The following is an 18,092-nucleotide window of genomic DNA, read 5'->3' as shown; positions in this document are numbered from 1 at the left end:
CGCACCGGGGCGCTCAGCCGATCACGAAGGCCGGCAGTGGCACGGGTGACCCGCAGCGCGCTGGAGCCCGCTCACCCCGGCCCGGAATCGCGGGGGACGAGCCCGGTGCGGACGGCGTGCAGGGCGGCCTGGGTGCGGTCGGCCAGACCCAGTTTCATCAGGATGCTCGAGACGTGCGTCTTGACCGTCTTCTCGGCCACGACCAGCGCCCGGGCGATCTCGCGGTTGGACCGGCCGTCGGCGATCAGCGCCAGCACGTCGCGCTCGCGGGCGGTCAGCGCCGGCAGATCGGCCGGGGCACCCAGGAGCGTCGCGGCCACGTCGGGTTCGAGCAGCAGGTGCCCGGCGTGCACCGAACGCACCGCCGCGACCAGCGCCTGCGGGTCGACGTCCTTGGAGAGGTAGCCGCGGGCGCCCGCGCGCACGGCCGCCAGCAGGCGGCCGCGGTCGGTGAAGCTCGTGACGACCAGGACCTTGGCCGGCAGGGCACACCGGGCCAGCTCGCGCAGCACCGCCACGCCGTCCATCCCGGGCAGCACCATGTCGAGCAGCACCACGTCGGGTGCCGTCTGCTCGATCAGCTCGATCGCGGTCGGGCCGTCGGCCGCCTCGCCGGCCACCTCCAGGTCACCGGCCAGCTCGAGGAAAGTGCGCAACCCCCGGCGTACGGCGGGGTGGTCGTCGACGATGAGCACACGGATCTCAGGCACCGGGCACCTCCAGGTACACCACCGTGCCACCGCCCGGCGCGGACGTGAAGGTGGCGCTGCCGCGCACCGAGCAGGCCCGGTCGCGCATGGACCGCAGTCCCAGGCTGCGCCCGGCCCGCATCGTGGCGGCGACGTCGAACCCGGCGCCGTCGTCGGAGATCTCCAGCCGGGCGCCGCACGACCCGAGCCGGGTCAGGCGGACGTGGATCTCCCTCGCGCCAGCATGGCGGACGGCGTTGTGCAGCGACTCCTGGGCGACTCGCAGCACGACGGCCTGCTGGCTGGGCGGCAGCACCGGCGGCTCGTCCTGCGAGTAGTGCAGCCGGGGACCGCCGGCCCCCGACGCCCGGTCGAGGATCTGCACCTGTTTACGCAGCACGTCGGGCAGGCCGTCCTCGTCGAGCCGGGCCGGTCGCAGCTCGAGGACGGCGGCGTGCAGCTCCTCGGCGGCCTCGCGGGCGAGCGTCGTGACCTCGGCCAGCCGGGCCCGGGCGGCGGCCGGATCGCGGTCGATCAGCAGGTCGGCCGCCTGCGCGGTCAGCCTCAGCCCGAACAGCCGCTGGGCCACCGCGTCGTGCAGGTCGTGGGCGATCCGGGCCCGTTCCTCGGCGATGGTCAGCTCGCGGCTGCGCGCGTAGAGCCGGGCGTGGGTGAGCGCGATCGCGGCGTGCGCGGCCAGCACCCGGACCAGCTCCTCGTCGTGCGCGGTGAACCCGCCGGGCTTGTTGGCCAGGTAGAGCGCGCCGAGGATCTCACCGCCGTTGGTGAGGGAGCCGCTCAGGATGGGGACGCCCAGGAACGCTTCCAGGACCGGGTGCGCCGAGGGCCACCAGTCGAAGCGCGGGTCGGCCCGGATGTCGTCGAGGCGCTGGATGGCCGGCTCGCGCAGCATCACGGCCAGGAAGCCGTGCTGGCGGGGGAGCGGCCCGATGGCGTCCTGCTGCTCGGCCGAGACGCCGCTGACCAGGAACTGGGCGAACGAGCCGTTGTCGTCGGGGACGCCGAGTGCCGCGTACTCGGCCGCGGCCAGCTCGCGGGCGGTGTCGACGATCGTCTGCAGCACCTCGGGGACGGTGAGCTGGTCGCTGACCGCCAGCACCGCGGCCGACAGGCGGCGTGCCGTGCTCAGCTCATCGGCGGCGGTCACGGGCCCCACGATAGTCGCGGCCCGCCCCCGATCGCCCTGGGTCGATGGTCGTAGGACCAAGGTCCGGGGTGGAAGGCGACCACGGCCCGAGGCCGGGAGCGGCCGGGGCGAGCAGGGTCGACGGCATGACGAACACAGCCGTGATCACCGGCGCCTCCCAGGGGCTCGGCGCCGCCCTGGCCCACGCGTTGGCCCGCACTGGGTGGACGCTGGTCATCGACGCCCGTACGAGAAAGGACCTGGAGGTGACCGCCGAAGCTCTCGGCGGACTCACCACCGTGGTGGCGATCGCCGGCGACGTCGTCGACGACGACCACCGGGCCGAGCTGGCCGAGGCCGCCTCCAAGCTGGGCGGGGCCGACCTGCTGGTCAACAACGCGTCGACGCTGGGCGGCAGCCCGCCACCGGCGCTGGCCGAATTCCCGCTGCCCGCGCTGCTCGAAACCTTCGAGGTCAACGTGCTGGCGCCGATCGCGCTGACCCAGCTCGTGCTGCCGCAGCTGCGGCTCTCGACGGCCGGGGCGGTGCTCAACATCAGCTCGGACGCGGCGGTCGAGGCGTACGAGGGTTGGGGTGGCTACGGCGCCGCCAAGGCCGCGCTGGACCACGCGAGCGCGGTGCTGGCCAAGGAGGAGCCCGATCTGCGGGTCTGGTCGGTCGATCCAGGTGACTTGCGCACCCGCTTGCAGCAGCAGGCGTTCCCGGGCGAGGACATCTCGGACCGGCCGCTGCCGTCGGCTGTCGTGCCGTTTTTCGTGAAGCTGCTCGACGAACGGCCGGCGTCGGGGAGGTACGTCGCCCGATGACCGTCGTGGACTTCGAGCTGCCCGCGGCTCTGGAGGCCCGGGAACCGGTGGAGGCCCACGGTGTGCGCCGCGACGGCGTACGGCTGATGGTGAGCCGGGCAAGCGCGGTGAGCCATCACCGGTTCACCGAGCTGCCCCGCCTGCTCGCCCCGGGCGACCTGCTGGTGGTGAACAACTCGGCCACGCTGCCGTCGGCCATCGACGCCTCGGGTGTCCGGGTGCACGTCTCGACCGAGCAGCCCGACGGCACCTGGCTGGTCGAGCTGCGCGACGGCTCGGCCCACCCCGGGCTCCGGCTGGAGGTGCCCGGTGGCTCGCTGACGCTGGTGCGGCCGTTCACCGGGCGGTTGTGGGTGGCGATGGCCGACGTCGGGGCGAGCCGGGCCGACTATCTGAACCGGCACGGATGGCCGATCCGCTACAGCTACACCGACCAGGACTGGCCCCTCTCGATCTATCAGAACGCGTACGCGACCGAGCCCGGCAGCGCGGAGATGCCGAGCGCCGGACGGCCGCTGACCGGGCGGGTGCTCGCCGAGCTGGCCGGCCGGGGCGTGCTGGTCGCGCCGGTCACCCTGCACACCGGGGTGGCCTCGGCCGAGGTGGACGAGCCGCCGTACCCGGAGTGGTTCCGGGTGCCGGCGTCGACGGCCCGGGTGATCGCGCACGTGCGGGCCGCGGGCAATCGGGTGATCGCGGTGGGGACGACGGTGGTGCGGGCGCTGGAGTCGGCGGCGGCCGGGCCGGCCTCGGGCTGGACCGAGCTGGTCATCGAGCCCGATCACCGGCTGCGGTCGGTCGACGGGTTGCTGACCGGTCTCCACGAGCCGCGGGCGTCGCACCTCAAGATGCTCACCGCGGTGGCCGGCGAGCAAGCGTTGCGAGCGGCCTATGCCGAGGCGTTGCGCGAGCGCTACCGCTGGCACGAATTCGGCGACGTGCACCTGCTGCTGCCCTGAGGCGTAGGTGCGCCATGTCGTCTCTGCGCCAGCCGCGGGGGATTGGTTGTGCAACGGGGTGGGACGAGGCTCATCGATCATCGTCTTATCGAAGGACATGAACCTTGTCTCTGCACAACCACCGCCGGCGGCGCGGCGCGGCCACCCTTGCCGCGACCGCGCTGCTGGCCTCCACCGCGGCTGCCCCCACCCCCGCAGCCGCCGCGCCGGCCGCACCGCAACCGCCGAGGGCGTCCACCGTCACCCTGATCACCGGTGACCGGGTCACCGTCGGCCCGAGCACGCTGCGGGTCGAGAACCCGGACGGTACGGCCGCCGGCTACACCCGGCGGGTCGAGGACGGCGCGACCTACATCTATCCCGACGAGGCCCTGCCCCTCGTGGCCCGGGGAGTGCTCGACCGCCGCCTCTTCAACGTCACCGGCCTGATCGCCGACGGCTACGACGACGCGCGCAGCAGCGCCCTGCCGCTGATCGTCCGCTACCGTGACGCCAAGGCGAAACGGGCTCCGCTGCCCGGCGGCACGGTCACCCGCGCCCTCGACAGCCTCGACGCCGCCGCGGTCACCCGCGATCGCACCCGGGCCGTCCCGTTCTGGGACGCCCTGAGCACCGCCCGCGGGACCGTCACGCACGTCTGGCTCGACGGTAGGGTGCGCGCCGACCTGGCCGCCTCGACCGCCCAGATCGGCGCGCCCCGCCTGTGGAGCGAGGGCGACGAGGGCCGGGGCGTCGACGTGGCCGTCCTCGACAGCGGCATCGACCCCGAGCATCCCGACCTGACCGGCCAGGTCGCGGCGTCGGCCAGCTTCGTGCCGTCCGATGAGGACACCACCGACTACAACGGCCACGGCACCCACGTCGCCTCGACGATCGCCGGCACCGGCGCGGCGAGCGACGGCCAGGAGCGGGGCGTCGCCCCCGGTGCCCGGCTGCACGTCGGCAAGGTGCTCGACACCGAGGGCCGCGGCCAGGAGTCCTGGATCATCGCCGGCATGGAGTGGGCCGCCCGCGACCAGCGCAGCCGCATCGTCAGCATGAGCCTGGGCGGTCCCGGCGGCGACGGCAGCGAGCCGATGAGCGCCGCCGTCGACGCGCTGAGCGCCGAGACCGGCGCCCTGTTCGTCATCGCCGCCGGCAACGGAGGCCCGGCCGACATCGGCTCACCCGGCAGCGCCGACGCCGCCCTCACCGTGGGCGCCGTGGACGCGGACGACCAGCTGGCCGAGTTCTCGAGCACCGGCCCCCGCACCGGCGACGGTGGACTCAAGCCCGAGATCACCGCGCCCGGCGTCGACATCCTGGCCGCCCGCTCACACTTCGTGCGCGGCGGATCCGGCTTCTACACGACGATGAGCGGCACCTCGATGGCCACGCCGCACGTCGCCGGGGCCGCCGCCCTGGTCGCCGCGGCCCACCCGGACTGGACCGGCCCGCGCATCAAGCAGGCCCTCGTCGGCACGGCCCGGGCCACCCCGCAATACACCGCCTATCAGGCCGGTGGCGGCCGGCTCGACGCGTACGCCGCCGCCCACGCCACCCTGTTCGCCACCGTCAGCGCGTACTCGGGCTTCTTCCCGTACGGCAGCACTCCCGCCGCCGAGGACCGGACGCTCACCTACACCAACGACGGCGACGCCCCGGTCACCCTGGATCTCACGGTCGACACCGATGCCCCGGCCGGCGCCTTCACACTCGACCGGGACACGGTCACCGTGCCCGCGCGCGGGACGGCCACCGCCACGCTGAAGGCGAAGCCCGAGCTGGTACCGGTGGACAAGCCGGTCAGCGGGATCGTCTCGGCCACCGACGCGACCGGGGCCATCCGGACCCGTACGCTGATCGGCCTCAGCCGCGAGGGCGAGCGCCACAACCTGACCGTGACCGTGAAGGACCGCGACGGCGAGCCGGTCACCGGCACGGTTCTGTTCACCGATGAGCACCTCTTCGGCGCGGTGGAGCTCGACGAGCAGGGGCGCGGCACGGTGCGGCTGCCGGTCGGCACGTACACGGGCTGGATCGACGCCGAGGTGCGCGGCGCCAACGGCCCGCGCTCCAAGGGACTGGCGCTGCTGTCGTTCACCGACGTCGAGCTCGACCGGGACCGCGCGGTCACCCTCGACGCGCGCCGGGCCCGCCAGGTGATCGCCCGGGTCCCGCAACCGGCCACCCCCACGGCCGTACGCCTGGACATCCACCGGGGCTGGCCGGCCGGCTTCACCGAGAGCTCCCGGCTGCCCGACGAGTCGTACGACAGCTCCTGGGCCCTGCCCACCGGCCGCCGGGTCACCGAGGGAACCTTCGAGTTCGGCGCCCGCTTCCGGCTCGAACAGCCCGCGCTGACCATCGCCGGTTTCGACGACATCCTGGTCCAGCGCTCCGAACCGCCGCTGCCCCGCGGCCGTCACCAGCTGACCGTCAGCACCAGCCCCAGGCGGGGGCAGGCTCTGATCGTGCGCGACGCCGGCGACATCACCGCGCAGGCCACCGCCGCGGCCCAGGCCGGCGTCAAGCTGCTGCTGGTCGTCAATGACGGCCCCGGCCGGCTCCACCCGTGGCCGGACGAGGTCCTGTTCGGTCCCGACGTGCCCGCGCCGGTCACCGTCGCGACGCTGGGCGCCGACCAGGGTGAGGCTTTGCTGCGCCACCCGGGCCGGATCACTGTTGTCTCCAACCCCACGACCGATTACCTGTATGACGTCGTGCACCACTGGACCGGCGCGGTGCCGGCCGACCCGTCGTTCCGCCAGGGCCCGGCCGACCTGGCCCGGGTGGAAGTGGCGTTCCGCAACCACCGGCCCGGCAAGGCGCTGGAGTTCCGGGGCGACGTCTGGCACGGCTTCGTCGTCGGCAACCAGGTGCCGGCCACCGCGCAGGGCGACCGCACCGACTGGGTCACCGCCGGCACCACCTGGCTCGACGACGCGTACCTGCCGATGGAGATGGGTCAGCACCTGATCGAGCCGGTCGTCCACCGGGCCGGGCCGACCGGCGAGGTGAGCTGGTTCGGCCCGATCCTGCGGCCGCGCAACGGCCCCCTCGGCTCCCTGCCGCAGCGCTACCTCGACGGGCTCTATCTGCCCGTCCCGGGCTGGGGCGGCTCCGGTTCGGGTCATGTCGGCGAGACCGGTGGCAGCAACTTCGCCGTGTCCAACCGGGCCGAGCTCTATCGCGGCGATGAGCTGCTCCAGTGGGGCAATGCGGAGTATCTGCCGGTCACCGGTCTCCCGGCGGGCAGCGAGCCCTATCGGGTGGTGGTCGACAACAACCGCGCCGGCTGGGCCGGACCGTACTCGACACACACCCGCACGGAGTGGACCTTCCGGTCGGCCGCCACCGGGGTGGAGTCCGCGGTGGTCGTCCCGATGATCCAGCTCGACTACGACGTCGATCTGGACCGGGCCGGCCGGGCCGCGCGTGACGCCCGGCTGACGGTGACGGCGTCACAGCTGCCGACCGTGACCGCCAAGGCCGGTAAGCCCCAGGTCGAGATCTCGTACGACGACGGGCGCACCTGGCACCAGGGCGCCACGCTGCGGGCGCCGCGCTCCGCCGCGTACGTGTCGGTGCGGGTCTCCGTCCGCGACAGCGCCGGCAACACGGTGAAGCAGGAACTGACCCGGGCCTTCGGGCTGCGGTGAGCGATGGGGGCCTCGGGACCGGCCGAGGCTCCCGTCACATTTCCTGCATGCCGGGCGCCGGGCCGGGATAGAAAGACGGCATGACGACCGTGGATCGGGCCGTGCTCGACAATCCCGTGTGGGCCGCGCTGATCCACGACCAGAGACACTTCGCGGACGTCCGCGGTCAGGCCGCGCGCTTCCGGCCCGAGGTGTCGCCGTTCGTCGCCCTGGCCGACCGGGCCGATCCGGCAGCGTGGGCCGATCTGGCCGAGCTGACCGAATCAGGTGTCGATGTGCTGATGCCCGCCGCCCCCGACGGCGCGATGCCGGGCTGGGAGCTGACCGGCGACGGTCGCGGCGTCCAGCTCACCGGCGAGGATTTCGTGGTGGCGCCCGACCCCGAGGCGGTCGTGCTGACCGAGGCCGACGTGCCCGAGATGCTCGACCTGGTGGCCCGCACCCGGCCCGGCCCGTTCGGCCCGCGCACCCGCGAGCTCGGCACCTACCTGGGCATCCGGCGGGCGGGGGCGCTCGTCGCGATGGCGGGGGAGCGGGTGCGCCCGCCCGGCTGGTCGGAGATCAGCGCGGTCTGCACCGATCCGGCGTACCGGGGGCAGGGTCTGGCCGGGCGGCTGGTCCGCGCGGTCGGGGCGGTCGTCCGGGAGCGTGGTGACATCCCGTTCCTGCACGCCGCGGCCACCAACACCGGGGCGATCCGGCTCTATCTGGCGATGGGTTTCCGCCATCGCCGCGACGTCAACTTCCACGCCTACCGCAAGCAATAGACACGTACCGCAAGCAATAGCCGCGCCCGCTGAGACAGCGGGCGCGGCCGGGACGTGCTCGATCAGGCGGCGTACTTCTCCACCAGGGTGCCGAGGGCCGGCAGCGCGGCCTCGATGTGCTTCGCGGCGCCACCGCGAACGGTCTTGTAGGCCTTGACGACGACGGCCTTCTCAGAGGCGTTGGCCATGTCGTCGGTGACCAGCAGCAGGGCCGGGGTGACCTCGTCCTGGCGCTTGACCAGGTAGTCACCGAAGGTGCCGCCGCCGGCGACCTGGAAGTCGGCCCAGAACGGCTGCAGCTGCTCGAGCATCGAGGGAACCATGATGTTCAGGGTCTCGACGTAGTAACCCGGGGCGAACGAGGTGACCGCCTTGTAGGCCAGCTTCACCGCGCCGGCGGAGATGCCCGACTTGCCGGCGAGCTCCGACTCGACCAGGGCCTGGGCGTCCTTGACGATGGCCTCCTTGGTGGCCGGGTTCGCGGAAAGCTCAAGAAGGTTCGAAACCATGGGTGTGGCGCTCCTCATCACGGGACAACGGCCAGCAGACTACTCAATGCAGAATCACTTTCAACTCCTGCCTCACCCGTCACGGCAGATGCCCACCGCCCGCTACGATCTTCGGCCTGAACGGTCACCCGGATGACCCGATCGGCCGGGTGGTCCGCCCCCCGCCGGTAACGCGAGTCTGCTATCACCCGCCGGATCGGTCATCCGCCGGCGGGGCAGCTTTCCGGTGCCCGCAGCGGGCCGGTGCCCAGGGCGTCGAGGACCAGGGCAGTGACGTACGGATCGGCCGGCAGCTCGCTGTGGGAGGTGCGCGCCGCGGCGCAGACGCTCTGCAACGACAGGTTGACCGCACCGTCCAGGCGGGCCGAGGTGGGCGGTTGCACGGTCTCGTCGTACTCGGTCCAGATCGACAGCCAGGGCAGGCCGTCGGGCAGCGGATCGTCGATGCTGTCCAGCAGATCGCTGCCGGGCGCCAGCTCCTGACAGGCCTGCGGGCACTGGTCACGGGCGAACCGGGCGCCGAGCCCGGCCAGGCGGGTGCCGTGCAGGGGAGAGCCGAGCGAGACGACCCGCCGGGCCACCTCGGCCCCGTCGTGGCGGTCCACCCAGAGCCGGGTCACCACGCCGCCGGCCGAGTAGCCGACCACGTCGACCGAGGGCGCGCCGGCGCTCAGCGCGTCGCGGACCGCGGTGTCGAGCACGTCGGCCTGCTCCTCGAGGTGGCCGGTGCCGTCGCCGGGCAGGGTGAGGACGGTCGCCGTGCGGCCCTCGGCCGTCAGGCGCTCGGCCAGGCGGGTCAGCGACGTGCGGTTGCCGCCGTATCCCGGCACCAGCAGCACCGGGCCCGGCTGCGCCTGATCGGGGCGGGGCCCGTCGTCGCCGCGGTCGAGCAACCGCACCGCGGTCAGCGTCAAAAGCACGAGCGCTACGACGCCCCCCACGACCGGCCACACGAACCGCACCGCCTCATCATGCGGCAGCGCGCCGTCGCGGTTCAGCCGAACGGGACAGCGGCTGTCACGCGCAGGTCTTGTCGAACGCGGCGCCGGCCTTCTCCAGCTCCGGGTCCTCGCTCAGCGCGAACGGGTCGGGCTCGTCGGCGATCCGGGTCAGCTCGACCGAGACGGCCCGCGCGCCCGTCGCCGCCGCGCTGTCGGCCGGGGCCGACCGGCCCAGGCCGTCGAGCGTCGCCGCGAGGTCGTTGAAGGCCTGCCGGGCCGCGGCCGGTGGGACCTTGCCGCTGCTGTCGACGGCGCCGGCCATCGCGGCGGCGAACTTCTTCTTGGCCGCGCCGGCCTTGGCGCAGATCTCGGCGTCGTCGATCTGGCGGCCGGCCGGCGCGCGGGAGATCGCGCCGGTCGGAGCCGGGGGCAGCGACTCCGTGGCCGCCGGCGCCGTGGTCGCGGCCGAGGAGGCGGAGGTGTCGTCGTCGGTGCAGCCGGCCAGGCCGGCCAGAACGAGCGGGACGACGAGCAGTGTGGACAGCAGGCGAGGAGTCACGGCCGTGGACAGTAGACGACGATCAGGGCAGAAGCTGATCGAGGGTGGGCGCCTTGACGAAGATGCCGTCCCGCTCGCCGAGCACCGCCACCCGCTCCAGCGACGGCCGGTTGATGTCGACCGGCCAGCTCGGCAGGATCATCGAGATCCGGACCGTGTCGTTGATCGGCGTGTACGTGCCGACGACGTCCCGCACCTCCTCGGGGTGACCCGCCGCGTAGCGCATCGACTCGTTGATGGCCTCGGTGAAGTCGGTCACCAGCTTGGGCTTCGCGGTCATCGTGCCCTGGCTGGTGAAATAGAGCGCCACGGTCAGCCCGGGCGCGGTGTCCACGAAGTTCGACGCCAGCACCTGCCCGCCCTGGGTGATCACCGCGCTCAGAGCCGGCTCGACCACCCACGCCGCGTCCACCTTGCCGGCCTGCAGCGCACCGGGCATGTCGGGGAACGGCATCGCCTGGAACTGCAGGTTGTTCGCGTTGCCGCCGGCCCGGCGCACCGACTGGCGCACCGTGGTGTCGCCGAGGTTCTTGAGCGTGTTGACCGCGATCCTCTTGCCGGCCAGCTCGCGGGCCGAGCGGATCGGGCTGTTGCCCTGCACCACGATGGCCGAGAAGTCGCGCCCGGACCGGCCGTTGGAGGCCACGCCGCTGGCCACCGCCTTGAGCGGGGCGCCACCGGACTGCGCGGCCATCAGCGAGGTCACGTTGCTGAACCCGAACTGGTATTTGCCGCCGAGCACCCCGTCGACGATCGGCGCGCCACCCTGCTCGGTGGTCAGCGACAGGTCGATGCCGCGGCGCGAGAAGAAGCCCTTCTTCTTGCCGAGGTAGATCGGGGCGACATCGATGATCGGGATGACGCCGACGCTGACCTTGGTGCCGGCGGGCGCCCCGGCCACCTGGTCATCGGTGCAGGCGGCCCCGGCGAGCAGCACGACGGCGGCGATGGCGGCGGCGAGGGTCCGGCGCATGGTGTGGCCCTTCGGATACGCGGCGCAACTGCGCCGGGCGCAATTTACCGGATCAAGGGCCCGCTGGGCTCGGGAGGAAAGAGAAAACTAAATGTCTGCCCGGCCGTCCCGCAGAACGTCGAACGTGCGGTGCACGTCTTCCCGCGAGGACGCACCCGAGGCGTACCGGTCGAGCTCGGTCTCGGCAGCGGCCAGGCGATCCCGTACGCCGTCCGGGTCGGACCTGGCCACGCCGGGCAGGCTGAACCGCAGCCGCCAGCCGGCCAGCTCCAGCCTGGAGGCGTGGACCAGCAGCTTCTCCTCGGCGGCGGGCCGGTCGGCGGCGTGCGCCAGCTCCCGGTCGAGCTCGTCCAGGCCCCGGTCGAGGCCCGCAACATAGGCCGCCCAGTCCTGGTCGTCCACCCGGCTGCCGGCGTGGGCGTGCTCGAGCCCCGCGCGCAGGCGGCCGAAGGAGCCGCGGATGGCCTCGGCGTAAGCGGCGTGCCGCTCGGTCGCGGTTTCCTCGGCACCGGACAGCCGGCGGTGGAGGTCGAGGACGCGGTCCTCGCTCTGTGACGTCACCGGCCGACTTTACGATCTTTGCCGCCGGGAGTGGGCAACCACCAGGTTAACAAAGCTCAGCTCGACGCGGCCAGCCTCGTCAGTGAGGCGGCGGCGTTGGAGGTCAGCGGGGCACCGTGACCGGGCAGGATCACCTTGACGTCGAGGGCGGCCATCTTCTTGACCGAGGCGGCGGCGGTGGTCATGTCCTCGGTGTATTGCGGGTCGGGGCCGGTCAGGCCGTCGGTGGTGGTGCGCAGCGCGTCGCCCGAGACCAGGGTGCCGGTGGCCGGGTCGAAGATGGAGATGTGCCCGGCGGTGTGGCCCGGGGTGCCGATCACCCGCAGACCGAAGACCTCGTCGCCGTCCGCGAGCGGGGTCAGCGCCCGGGCCGACTGGATGCCGGTGACGTCCGCCTGGCCGGTGTAGAACGTGGCGCCGGTGGCGAGCGGCTCGACGCCGGTGAGACCGCCGGCGTGATCGTCGTGCTTGTGGGTCATCACCACATGACGGACGGCCTGGAAGCCGCTGCCGGCCGCGGTGAGCCCCTTGCCGATGGCGTCGGCCGAACCGTCCACGCCGAGGTCGACGATCGCCGCCTCGGAACCGCGGATCAACAGATACGCCGACACGAACGAGAGATCGACCCGCTCCCACCTCCCCGGACCGGTCGCGCTCGGCGGCGCCGCGGACTGCGGGGTGCCGGCCGTCGACGGCGGCGAATCCGACGAGCACGCGGACAGGATCGTCACACCGATCACGCCCGATCCGGCGGTGAACAGAAGTCTCCGGCTGATCCCCATGCGCCCATCCTCTCCCGGGCCCCTCGATGATCGCCACGGATTCCGCACCGGTGAACGTGGGTAAGGAGCCACCCATGACGGAGTACGGAATCCATGCGTCCCATGAGCAGATCCCGCCCGCCGAGTTGCTCGCCGCCGTGGTGGCCGCGGAACGCGCCGGCTTCGAGGCGGCGATGTGCTCCGACCACTTCTCCCCGTGGAGTCACCGGCAGGGCGAGTCAGCCTTCGCCTGGTCCTGGCTCGGTGCCGCGCTGCAGGCGACCAACCTGTCGTTCGGCGTCGTGAACGCGCCCGGCCAGCGCTACCACCCCGCGATCATCGCGCAGGCCATCGGGACACTCGGCGCCATGTACCCGGGCCGGTTCTGGGCGGCGCTGGGCAGCGGCGAATACAGCAACGAGCACATCACCGGCGCGCCCTGGCCCCGCAAGGAGGTGCGCGAGGCCCGCCTGCTGGAGTGTGTCGATGTCATCCGCGACATGCTGGCCGGTGAGGAGGTCACCCGGGACGGTCTGGTCACGGTCGATCGGGCCCGGCTGTGGACCCGGCCCGAGACGCCACCCGCGCTGATCGGCGCCGCGGTGAGCACCAAGACCGCCGCCTGGTGCGCGGGCTGGGCCGACGGGCTGGTCACGGTCAACGCCCCCGAGGACCACCTGCGCTCGATGATCGCCGAGTACCGGGGTGCCGGCGGTCGCGGCCCGATCTGCCTGCAGGTGCACCTGAGCTGGGCGGCCACCCAGCACGAGGCCGAGGCGATCGCGCACGACCAGTGGCGCAGCAACATCTTCCCGCCGCCGGTCTGCTGGGATCTCGAGACGGTCGACCACTTCGACGTCGTCAGCGAGAACGTCACGGTCGAGCAGGTGGGCCAGGTCGTCAACATCTCGGCCGACCTCGAGGAGCACATCGAGAAGCTGCGCGGGTACGCCGCCCTCGGCTTCGACCGCATCTACCTGCACCACGTGGGGCAGGACCTGCTCCCGTTCATCGACGCGTTCGGGGCCAAGGTCCTGCCCGCCCTGCGGTAGGTCACCCGCCCGCCCCGCGGTGGTCAGCCGGCGTTCGCGCTGCTGCAGTCGCTGCGGAACGTGTAGGTCGTCGAGTTCGTCTTCGTGCCGCCGAGGTAGTCGAGCCGCATGCCCGTGGCCGAGCCGTCCAGTGCACCGCTGCGGCTCACCACGAGCAGCAGGTTCGCCTCCTCGTCGGCCTTGACCGTCGCGTTCTCGGCCGGCACGCGCGACTCCCACGCCGCGTGCGCGGCCGGCGGGTAGTTGGCATTGCCGATCGGGCTGCGCCCGCTGCCCAGCGGCACGATGAACGCCTTGTCGGTCTTGACGCCCTTGGCCCCGTCCAGGCCGATCTTCTTGACCACCAGGTCGGACCCGCCCGGAGCCCGCATCACCGCGCCGACCACCATGGACGCGCCCTCCGGCATGCGCACGCACTGGGAGACCGGGTCACCGCCGAACACCAGCTCGTCACCGCCGTCCGACCCACAAGCCGCAACACCGACCAACAGCACAACACCGAGCGTGGCCGGGCCACTCCGCCGAATCATGGATGGGGACCGTACCGACCGATTGTTACGAGATGATCTCACTGCGTGATTAGTTTTCGCAGGCCAGGGCGGCTACGGATTCCGTCGTGGACGGACCGCGGGGAGCCGTTTTCCGGATCTCTCGAACGCTGTTCTGGTCAGGGCGTCCGGCGCCGACAATGATGACCGTCGTGGTCTGGCGCAAGTACCTCCTGATTCCCCGGCTCACCCTGGCGTCGCTCGGCGCCCCGCGCTCGCAGACGCGGGCCTGGGAGCGTTACTGGGCCGGCGTCACGCGGACAGGTCCGGATGGCGACGTGCTCTGGGAGGCCGACCAGCCGGCCGAGAACGACTTGCTCGCGTCCGCCCTGCGGCGGCACGCCCGCCCGGGTCTGCCGATGGTCGATCTGGGCTGCGGGTCCGGGCGCCAGGCGTACGCGTTGACGGGTTTCGCCTCCCGCGTCATCGGCATCGACGGCTCGGCGGCGGCGATCGCCCGGGCGTCCGGAACCGCGGGCGGCGTCACCTTCCGGGTCGCCGACATCGCCGCGGCCGGGCTGGGGGAGCGGCTGCACGAGGAACTCGGCGACGCCAACGTGCACATCCGGGGCGTGCTGCACGTGCTCGACGACGCCTCCCGGCAGGCGGTGGCGGCGAACGTGGCCGCGCTGCTCGGCGAGACCGGCACGCTGTATCTGAGCGAGACCAACCACACCGGCGACCCGCTCGACTATCTGCTCGACCAGGGGGCCCGGCCGACCCGGCTGCCGCCGCTGGTGCACCGGCTGATCAGCGCCGGCGTGCGGGCGCCGCGGCGCTTCGGGCCGGAGGAGGTGGCCGGGGCCTTCCCCGGGGATGCCTGGGAGGTGCTCGAGCAGGGCGCCGCCGAGGTCTACGGGGTTCCGCTGGCACCGGGCGGGCCGGTCCAGCGGATCCCCGCGTGGTACGCCGTCGTCAGGACCCGGCGCCGAGGTCAGTGATCACGTTGCGGTGCGTCGCCGTCAGGCCGCGGCGCCGCCGTCGGTGATCACGTTTTCCGGGTGCCGGAGCAGGAACTCGGGGAGCTTGTCGGCCGAGGTGGCTTCGAACAGGCGCTTGGTGTCCTCGGTGATGCCCTCGCCGCCGTCACCCTTGGCGAACGTGCCGCCGTTGGTCTTGATCGGGATCAGGTCGCCGGCGGCCAGGCCCTTGAGCCCGAAGATGAAGTTGTCGACCTTCACGCCGTGCGTGTCCATCTTGAGCGACTTGCCCGCGGCGGCCAGGATCTTCGACACCTTCGTCGGGTTGCCCATGATGCCGGCGCTGCTGGCCTTCTTGGCCATCGCGCGCAGCAGCTGCTGCTGGTGGCGCTGGCGGTCGTAGTCACCGTTGTCCGAGTGGCGCAGGCGGGAGAATTCGAGGGCCTCCCACGGCTGCATCTCGCGGCAGCCCTTCTTGAACACCAGGGCGTCGCGCGGCTTCGACTTCGGGTCGGCGCCGTGGGCGTACTCGATCTTGCCGTTCTTGACCAGGTAGTGGCTCGACCACATCTCCTTGTCGACGCACAGGCGGACGCCGCCCATCGCCTCGAGGATGCCCTTGAAGCCGTTGAAGTCGATGACCATGACGCCGTCGAACTCGATGCCGGTCAGCTTGTTGATCGCCTTGGTGGCCAGCTTGGCGCCGCCCTGCCAGCCCCGGCCGCCCTGCGAGCCGAAGAGGTAGGCCGCGTTGATCTTGGTCGTCTGGGTGCGGACACCCATCGACTCGTCGCCCGGGATCTCCGCGACCGTGTCCCGGGGGATCGAGATCATGTACGCCTTGTCGTGCGAGGCGGTGATGTGCAGGATCAAGATCGTGTCCGACCGGGACTCGCCCTCACCCCACCCGGTCCGGGTGTCGAGCCCCAGCAGCAGCATGTTCATCGCACCCTCGGGCAGCTTGCCCGCCGCGACATTGGTGTTGCCGAGCCCGCCCGCCGAGTCGAGCACCGACGAGGTCGTCTGGATGTTCGAGGTGAGCTGCCCGAGGAAGTATTTGACGCTCACGATGCCGCCGACCCCGGCCAGCGCCAGGACCACACCGAAAGCGGTGACGATCTTGGCCCAGAGCGGCGCCTTGTGACGCTTCTTCTTGCCCGCTCCGCCGCCCGGCCGGTCGGCTCCCCCGCCGTACTGGCCCGCGCGCTGACCCGAGCGTGCGTCGCGATCGCCCCGCGTGGCGGTCCCAGCCGGCATATGTTTTTGCTCCCTCGTGTGACGCGGGGCGTCCGGTGACTCAAGGGAGTCACCGCCCGCGCCCGGCTCAACGCCGTCAGAACAGATATATGGTCACGATCTATTAGTCAACCCCGCTGAACACCCGGTAACGCCGCCGCGACCAGGCGCATTCAAAAAGGCATTTTTCCGTACGCTGCGTAACGATCCGGTCGCGACGAGACGCCTTTCCATTATTCGGCAGTTGTCGAATGCAGGAGCACCCTGCTGTCCGTTTCGAGCACTTTCTGATCTTCAACTCATCGCGCGCCGACTCCTTTCTGGGAATTGTCTGAACGCCATTCCGGGACCGCGTCGCGCCCCTGTGGACAACTTCGCGCCCCCGGCGCCTCACCGCTCACGGCCGGGCCCACCCCTTGGGTTCTGTCCCGCGGATCATGCGTGGCGGTCATGGACAACGGTCGTTGAATTGGTGTGGCACGTGGGGATCTGAACAGCGAGGAATGGGCTGCGCTGGAGCCGTTGCGGCCGGCGCAGCCCGTCCGGGGCGGGCAGTGGCATGATCACGGCAGGTCATCAACGCGATCGGCTGGGTCAAGCGCACCGGCTCGCCAAGGCGTGACCTCCCGAACGCTACGGACCGGGGAAGACTGCTCACCAACGCCCCGGCAGCTGATCCCGCTGCTCGGTCAGCTCCGGGTTCCCCGGCCCGGTGGGATCGGCCGGCCCCGCACCCGGCCCGCATCGGTGACCGGCGACAAGGCGTACTCGTCGCGAGTCAACCGGCAGGCCCTGCGCGGCAAGCGGATCCGCCCGACGGCCCCGGAACCCGACGACCAGATCGCCAACCGGAACGCCGCGGCTCGCGTGGTGGTCGGCCACCCGGCTTCGGCCCGGTCGACTACCGCCGCCGCAACCCGGTCGAACGCGGCTTCAACCGGCGTAAACACTGGCGCGGGCCGGCCACCAGGTTCGACAAGCTCGGCGTCACCTACCAAGTCACCCTCGACCTGGTCGAACTGCTCGACTGGTTATGCGCCGTCCCCGACGGACATGATCCGCGGGACAGAACCTGGTCGGCGGGGTGGGCCGGTTGGGGGTCACTGTCCACTGCGGATCGCGTTGCTGATCCCGGGCGGGGACAGGAAAAACCCGGGACCGGCGTGTGGGCCGGCCCCGGGTCAGGGTGAGGGTCAGACGCCCGCGACCGAGGTGATCCAGGCCCGGTTGTAGGCGACGCTGCCGTAGTACTGCCGGCTCGTGCCGTCGGCCGTGGAGGCCACGCCGACCTGCGCGCCGTTGTAGACCTGCGGGCCGCCGGAGTCGCCGCGCCACGCGTTGCCGTTGATCCGGGTGCTGCCGATCGCCCGGCCGCCGTAGGCGTCGGTCTGGTTGGTCGAGGTGACCTGGACGGTGGCGGTCTTCAGCGTCGTGGAGGCGCCGCAGCCGCTGTAGCAGGTCATGCCCCAGCCGTAGATCGAGTTGGTCGACCCGACCGGCGGGTACGCGCTCGACAGCGGCATGTAGGACGTCGTGATCGGCGAGGCCAGGCGCATCAGGGCCAGGTCGGAACGGGTCGACGTGCTGCTCACCGCTCGGGTCGTGCCGCCCGACGTGCGGTTGACGCTGCCCACCCGCACCGACATGGTGCCCGAGATGCAGTGGCGCGCGGTCAGCACGTAGTTGGCCGAGATGATCGTGCCCGAGCAGGTGAAGTTGCCACCGCTGAGGACGGCGGCGGCCCACGGCGCGGACGAGACCGTGCCGCCGCCGATGATGTTGGTGCCCGGGTCGTCCACGGCCGCGGCGGCCGCCGAGGGGGCGGCCAGGGCACCGGTCAGGACGGTGGCAAGCGAAGCGACGACGATGCGGATGCGCACGCCGGACTCCTTTCGGGGGGTCGTCGACGCGGCCGGGCCGGTCCGGTCCGGCGCATCGAAGGCTGTCGAAGTAACCTACGTCACCGGAGGCCGGAAAGAACACAGCTCACTTCACACCTATC

Annotated in this window: 17 protein-coding genes; 6 read left to right on the top strand and 11 right to left on the bottom strand. The window is 72.1% G+C overall.

What is annotated here, in order from left to right; genetic code table 11:
- Positions 1-71: 71 nt before the first annotated feature.
- Positions 72-710, bottom strand: coding sequence for a response regulator (locus tag NAG42_RS11005; RefSeq protein ID WP_250030066.1), 639 nt, complete (start codon positions 708-710; stop codon positions 72-74).
- Positions 703-1,857 (bottom strand): GAF domain-containing sensor histidine kinase, encoded by a 1,155-nt coding sequence (locus NAG42_RS11000; RefSeq protein WP_250030064.1) that lies wholly within the window; start codon positions 1,855-1,857, stop codon positions 703-705. Before NAG42_RS11000 ends, NAG42_RS11005 begins: the two co-directional genes overlap by 8 nt.
- 125 nt (positions 1,858-1,982) lie before the next feature.
- On the opposite strand from NAG42_RS11000, the gene NAG42_RS10995 reads away from it, so the two are divergent.
- The 4 genes from NAG42_RS10995 to NAG42_RS10980 all read left to right on the top strand — a co-directional run bounded on the left by NAG42_RS10995 (position 1,983) and on the right by NAG42_RS10980 (position 8,030).
- Positions 1,983-2,663, top strand: a complete 681-nt coding sequence (locus NAG42_RS10995; RefSeq protein WP_250030062.1) for an SDR family oxidoreductase — start codon at positions 1,983-1,985, stop codon at positions 2,661-2,663.
- Positions 2,660-3,622, top strand: coding sequence for an S-adenosylmethionine:tRNA ribosyltransferase-isomerase (locus NAG42_RS10990; RefSeq protein ID WP_250030060.1), 963 nt, complete (start codon positions 2,660-2,662; stop codon positions 3,620-3,622). Before NAG42_RS10995 ends, NAG42_RS10990 begins: the two co-directional genes overlap by 4 nt.
- A 104-nt stretch (positions 3,623-3,726) precedes the next feature.
- Positions 3,727-7,263, top strand: a complete 3,537-nt coding sequence (locus NAG42_RS10985; protein ID WP_250030058.1) for a S8 family peptidase — start codon at positions 3,727-3,729, stop codon at positions 7,261-7,263.
- Positions 7,264-7,343: 80 nt separating this feature from the next.
- Positions 7,344-8,030: a GNAT family N-acetyltransferase gene (locus NAG42_RS10980; RefSeq protein ID WP_250030056.1), complete on the top strand. Its 687-nt coding sequence runs from the start codon at positions 7,344-7,346 to the stop codon at positions 8,028-8,030.
- Positions 8,031-8,092: 62 nt separating this feature from the next.
- Here NAG42_RS10980 and NAG42_RS10975 read toward each other — a convergent pair whose 3' ends face one another.
- The 6 genes from NAG42_RS10975 to NAG42_RS10950 form a co-directional block, all read right to left on the bottom strand.
- Positions 8,093-8,539, bottom strand: coding sequence for a DUF6918 family protein (locus NAG42_RS10975; protein WP_250030054.1), 447 nt, complete (start codon positions 8,537-8,539; stop codon positions 8,093-8,095).
- A 200-nt stretch (positions 8,540-8,739) separates the two neighbouring features.
- Positions 8,740-9,501, bottom strand: a complete 762-nt coding sequence (locus tag NAG42_RS10970; RefSeq protein ID WP_250030053.1) for an esterase/lipase family protein — start codon at positions 9,499-9,501, stop codon at positions 8,740-8,742.
- A gap of 55 nt (positions 9,502-9,556) precedes the next feature.
- The gene (locus NAG42_RS10965; protein ID WP_250030051.1) at positions 9,557-10,039 is read right to left on the bottom strand and encodes a hypothetical protein; all 483 of its coding nucleotides are present in this window, start codon (positions 10,037-10,039) and stop codon (positions 9,557-9,559) included.
- A 22-nt stretch (positions 10,040-10,061) separates the two neighbouring features.
- Positions 10,062-11,012 carry an ABC transporter substrate-binding protein gene (locus NAG42_RS10960; RefSeq protein WP_250030049.1) on the bottom strand — a complete coding sequence of 317 codons (951 nt, stop codon included), beginning with the start codon at positions 11,010-11,012 and terminating at the stop codon, positions 10,062-10,064.
- Between the two features lie 87 nt (positions 11,013-11,099).
- A complete protein-coding gene (locus NAG42_RS10955; RefSeq protein ID WP_250030047.1) occupies positions 11,100-11,573 on the bottom strand; it encodes a hypothetical protein in 474 nt (157 codons plus the stop codon).
- Positions 11,574-11,629: 56 nt separating this feature from the next.
- The gene (locus tag NAG42_RS10950) at positions 11,630-12,355 is read right to left on the bottom strand and encodes an MBL fold metallo-hydrolase (protein WP_250030045.1); all 726 of its coding nucleotides are present in this window, start codon (positions 12,353-12,355) and stop codon (positions 11,630-11,632) included.
- Positions 12,356-12,429: 74 nt separating this feature from the next.
- Between NAG42_RS10950 and NAG42_RS10945 the strand changes: the two genes are divergently transcribed.
- Positions 12,430-13,386, top strand: coding sequence for a TIGR03885 family FMN-dependent LLM class oxidoreductase (locus NAG42_RS10945; RefSeq protein WP_250030043.1), 957 nt, complete (start codon positions 12,430-12,432; stop codon positions 13,384-13,386).
- Between the two features lie 23 nt (positions 13,387-13,409).
- Here NAG42_RS10945 and NAG42_RS10940 read toward each other — a convergent pair whose 3' ends face one another.
- Complete coding sequence (locus NAG42_RS10940; protein ID WP_250030041.1) at positions 13,410-13,916, bottom strand: hypothetical protein; 507 nt, start codon at positions 13,914-13,916, stop codon at positions 13,410-13,412.
- Positions 13,917-14,086: 170 nt separating this feature from the next.
- Here NAG42_RS10940 and NAG42_RS10935 point away from each other — a divergent pair, with 170 nt between their 5' ends.
- Complete coding sequence (locus NAG42_RS10935) at positions 14,087-14,875, top strand: class I SAM-dependent methyltransferase (protein WP_250030040.1); 789 nt, start codon at positions 14,087-14,089, stop codon at positions 14,873-14,875.
- Between the two features lie 21 nt (positions 14,876-14,896).
- Here NAG42_RS10935 and NAG42_RS10930 read toward each other — a convergent pair whose 3' ends face one another.
- Both NAG42_RS10930 and NAG42_RS10920 read right to left on the bottom strand, forming a co-directional pair.
- Positions 14,897-16,111, bottom strand: a complete 1,215-nt coding sequence (locus tag NAG42_RS10930; RefSeq protein WP_250030038.1) for an LCP family protein — start codon at positions 16,109-16,111, stop codon at positions 14,897-14,899.
- A 1,172-nt stretch (positions 16,112-17,283) separates the two neighbouring features.
- Positions 17,284-17,970: a S1 family peptidase gene (locus NAG42_RS10920; RefSeq protein WP_250030036.1), complete on the bottom strand. Its 687-nt coding sequence runs from the start codon at positions 17,968-17,970 to the stop codon at positions 17,284-17,286.
- Between the last annotated feature and the right edge of the window lie 122 nt (positions 17,971-18,092).

The organism is Paractinoplanes maris (genome assembly GCF_023544465.1).
Taxonomy (GTDB): domain Bacteria; phylum Actinomycetota; class Actinomycetes; order Mycobacteriales; family Micromonosporaceae; genus Actinoplanes; species Actinoplanes maris.
Note: the sequence above shows the minus strand (reverse complement) of the source record. Positions and strands in the feature narration are given on the sequence as shown.

Excerpts from the sequence above, each read along its gene's own strand:
- NAG42_RS10950 (WP_250030045.1), bottom strand. The coding sequence starts at position 12,355 with ATGGGGATCAGCCGGAGACTTCTGTTCACCGCCGGATCGGGCGTGATC.
- NAG42_RS10975 (WP_250030054.1), bottom strand. The coding sequence starts at position 8,539 with ATGGTTTCGAACCTTCTTGAGCTTTCCGCGAACCCGGCCACCAAGGAG.
- NAG42_RS10960 (WP_250030049.1), bottom strand. The coding sequence starts at position 11,012 with ATGCGCCGGACCCTCGCCGCCGCCATCGCCGCCGTCGTGCTGCTCGCC.
- NAG42_RS10940 (WP_250030041.1), bottom strand. The coding sequence starts at position 13,916 with ATGATTCGGCGGAGTGGCCCGGCCACGCTCGGTGTTGTGCTGTTGGTC.
- NAG42_RS10995 (WP_250030062.1), top strand. The coding sequence starts at position 1,983 with ATGACGAACACAGCCGTGATCACCGGCGCCTCCCAGGGGCTCGGCGCC.
- NAG42_RS10990 (WP_250030060.1), top strand. The coding sequence starts at position 2,660 with ATGACCGTCGTGGACTTCGAGCTGCCCGCGGCTCTGGAGGCCCGGGAA.
- NAG42_RS10980 (WP_250030056.1), top strand. The coding sequence starts at position 7,344 with ATGACGACCGTGGATCGGGCCGTGCTCGACAATCCCGTGTGGGCCGCG.
- NAG42_RS10930 (WP_250030038.1), bottom strand. The coding sequence starts at position 16,111 with ATGCCGGCTGGGACCGCCACGCGGGGCGATCGCGACGCACGCTCGGGT.
- NAG42_RS10945 (WP_250030043.1), top strand. The coding sequence starts at position 12,430 with ATGACGGAGTACGGAATCCATGCGTCCCATGAGCAGATCCCGCCCGCC.